This is a genomic window from Rhodococcus sp. CX (assembly GCF_015865005.1).
Taxonomy (GTDB): domain Bacteria; phylum Actinomycetota; class Actinomycetes; order Mycobacteriales; family Mycobacteriaceae; genus Rhodococcus.
This window is the reverse complement of record NZ_JADZGH010000017.1, coordinates 1-2,994: the sequence shown is the minus strand read 5'-3', so window position 1 is coordinate 2,994 and position 2,994 is coordinate 1. Positions and strand designations below refer to the sequence as shown.

Annotated in this window: 3 protein-coding genes and 1 pseudogene; 2 read left to right on the top strand and 2 right to left on the bottom strand. The window is 72.1% G+C overall.

Annotated elements, in window-relative coordinates; all coding sequences use genetic code 11:
• Both I0Q12_RS31665 and I0Q12_RS01415 read left to right on the top strand, forming a co-directional pair.
• Window positions 1-283, top strand: a pseudogene (locus I0Q12_RS31665) (apolipoprotein N-acyltransferase); the annotation flags it as partial.
• Window positions 283-1,065 (top strand): polyprenol monophosphomannose synthase, encoded by a 783-nt coding sequence (locus tag I0Q12_RS01415; protein WP_197250259.1) that lies wholly within the window; start codon window positions 283-285, stop codon window positions 1,063-1,065. The pseudogene I0Q12_RS31665 and the gene I0Q12_RS01415, both read left to right, overlap by 1 nt.
• 73 nt (window positions 1,066-1,138) lie before the next feature.
• Here the strand turns inward: I0Q12_RS01415 and I0Q12_RS01410 are convergent, their stop codons facing one another.
• Both I0Q12_RS01410 and I0Q12_RS01405 read right to left on the bottom strand, forming a co-directional pair.
• Entirely contained in the window at window positions 1,139-2,122 is a 984-nt protein-coding gene (locus I0Q12_RS01410; protein WP_197250258.1) for a diiron oxygenase, read from the bottom strand.
• Window positions 2,122-2,994: prephenate dehydrogenase dimerization domain-containing protein (locus I0Q12_RS01405; RefSeq protein WP_197250257.1), on the bottom strand; the 873-nt coding region annotated here is incomplete at its 5' end. The genes I0Q12_RS01405 and I0Q12_RS01410, both read right to left, overlap by 1 nt.

Here is a 2,994-nt window from a genome sequence, read left to right as displayed (position 1 = left end):
CGCCGACGGATCGGTCCTGGAACAGACCCCGTTGTTCGAGCCCGCGGTGTTGGTGGCGCAAGTGCCGCTGCGCACGACGACTACGCTGGCTAGTCGGCTCGGCCCGATCCCGGAACTCGTTCTGTGCGTCGGAGCCGTCGCCGCCGCCGGTGCCGCCCTCGTGCGGGCCCGGCGACACAACACCGCGGGGTCGCGTCCACAGCCCGGACACGGCACCGAGCCGGCCGACGCCGGCACCGCAGGATCACCGGCCCAGGCCGGTTTCGACAGGGAGGACCATTGATGGCAGCGGCGACGCCGGCCGGGGATCACAGCGCGCCGAGCGCACGGACCCTGGTCATCATTCCGACGTACAACGAGCGGGAGAACATCCGCCTGATCGTCGGCCGGCTGCATGCGGCGCTGCCGGACGTGCACGTGCTCATCGCCGACGACGGCAGCCCGGACGGCACCGGCGCGGTCGCCGACGAGCTGGCCGCCGCGAGCGAGGGCCGCATCCACGTGCTGCACCGCACCGAGAAGAACGGTCTCGGCGCCGCCTACATCGCCGGCTTCCGGTGGGGTCTCGAACGGGACTACACGGTGCTGGTGGAGATGGACGCCGACGGCAGCCACGCCCCGGAACAGCTGCACCTGCTGCTCGAAAAGGTCGACGCCGGCGCCGATCTGGTCCTCGGCTCCCGGTACGTGCCCGGCGGCACCGTCGTGAACTGGCCGTGGCACCGCGAGGTGCTCTCCCGCGGCGGCAACCTCTACTCGCGGCTCGCCCTCGGAGTGAAGATCGCCGACATCACCGGCGGCTACCGCGCCTACCGGCGCGAGGTGCTCGAGACCCTCGATCTGGACGCGATCGAATCGCACGGCTACTGCTTCCAGGTCGACCTCGCCTGGCGCACCCTGCAGGCCGGGTTCACCGTCGCCGAGGTGCCGATCACCTTCACCGAACGCGTCATCGGCGACTCGAAGATGAGCGGCAACATCGTGCAGGAGGCGCTGCTCAAGGTCACCGTGTGGGGTCTGCGCAACCGGTGGGGCAAGCTGCGCGGACTCGTCGGCCGCGCCTGACGGTCACCCGCCGGCGCCGGTCGAGCGACTGTCCGTACGCCCGGCCGGCGCCGGCGGACACCCGTCCGGAAGATCACCAGTCGATGTGCAGCTCCTCCGCGACACCGAGTTCCGTGCACAGCGACCGGATCGCGCTGCAGTCCTGGACCACCCGCCCCGACTCGGCGGCGGCGACGGCTTCGGCGATCAGTTCCTTGCCGCCGGGGATGCGTTCGTGCTCGACGATCGCCGCCCAGGTCGCGGCGTCACCGCCGGTGAACGCGACGATGCCGTCGGCCAGCGCGTCGAGCAGCACGCGCCGATCGGTCCGCCCCAGTTCGGCGAAGACGATCTTGAGCAGTTCCGCAGCCAGCGACGAGTGACACAGTTCGTCCCGTCGGTGCAGGGCCACTGTAGCCCGGTTGACCGGTTGCAGCGCGTCGTCCTCGGTGAGCAGCCCGAGGTAGGCGCTGATCGAGGTTTCCGCGACGGTGGTGAACGCGAGACGCACCAGCGCCTCGGCGCGGGGGGAACCGGCGCGGGCGACCGCGTCCCGGTGCGCGCGCACGGTCCGGGACGGGGGCAGCACCGACTCCGGCAGCATCCATCCCCGCCGCCGCCGGGTCAGCGCGCTCGCGTTGTGGTGCATCAGCGTGTGGTACTGCTCGTCGACCATCGCCTGCATCACCCCGAGCACGAGGGTGTCGTGCGGTCCGATGCCCAGGGCGTCGCCGGTGACGGAGGCGAATCCGGGATTCACGACGTACTGCTCGATGTCGACGACGTTCTTGTTGTAGGCGATCCAGGCCCAGGCGCGCAGCCGGGCACGACGCCGCTCGTCGAGCTCGCGGTACCGCCGATGGGTGTGGAACGGGATCAGCACCTCGGGGAAATCGAGGCGGTCCGGATCGAACAGGTCGTCGAGGTCGGGTTCGCGTTTCTTGACGGTGGCCCGGATGCCCCAGGACCGGGTCAGGGCCCGGATCACGCTGCTCTCGACGGGCTCGGTGGGGTCGTGCCGGGGCAACGACGGTGGGCGCAGTTGAGCGCGTAGCGAGGTGATGTCGGGTTCAGCCATCACGGCACCCCTGTCTCCCCGGGCGGCGGACGGTCCGTCGTCTGTGGTAGGTCGGCGAAGATCTGCGCGCAGGTTTCACGGTACCGCTCGAGTCGGTCGCCGAGGGGCCGCCGCGCGTGTTCCATGAGGTCCGCGAACCCGGCCGGGTCGGTGTCGACGGCCGCGTCGAGTTCGTCGAGCCCGGCCCGCAGCGCCCGCCGGGCCGCGTCGGCGTAGGGGTTGCCGGTCTGCACGTCCCGGTACACCTCCGGCACGCCGGTGGACACGCGGGCGAGCAACGAGCGCATCAGCACGTGCGGCGGCGGCGCGGTCGCGGCGGCGATGTCGGGGACCCGCAGCCGATCCAGGGCCAGGCCGAACGCGAGGATCGCGGCGTGGGTGAGGGCCTGGGTGGCGGCGGTGACCCGGTCGTGTTCGTCGGCGGACAGTTCCACCACGTGCGCGCCCCAGCGGGTGAGATCGGCGAGGAACCCGGTCACCGCCGGTCCGCGCTGGTGCGCGACGGCCACGACCGGCCGGCCCGCCGGTTCGAGCGACGGCGCGAACATCGGGTTGATGCCGACCGCCTGCACCTGCGGGGCGTGGGTGTGCAGCACGGCGGGCACCGTGGATTTCACCGACAGGGTTTCGACGAGCAACGTGCCCGGGGCGAGCAACCCGCCCAGGACCGGGATCGCCGCGAGCGCCACCGGTTCGGGGACGGCCAGCACCACGGTGGAGGCCGCGCGCAGCGCGGTGGCGGCGCGGGCGATGGGGGCGGTGATGTCCGTGGCCAGCGCGGTGTCGTCGTCCGGTGGCGGGGTCGGATCGAGGATGAGCACCTCGGCGCCGTCCGCGCGCAGCGCCGTCACCAGCAGTGCCCCGACCGCGCC

Excerpts from the sequence above, each read along its gene's own strand:
- I0Q12_RS01415 (WP_197250259.1), top strand. The coding sequence starts at position 283 with ATGGCAGCGGCGACGCCGGCCGGGGATCACAGCGCGCCGAGCGCACGG.
- I0Q12_RS01410 (WP_197250258.1), bottom strand. The coding sequence starts at position 2,122 with ATGGCTGAACCCGACATCACCTCGCTACGCGCTCAACTGCGCCCACCG.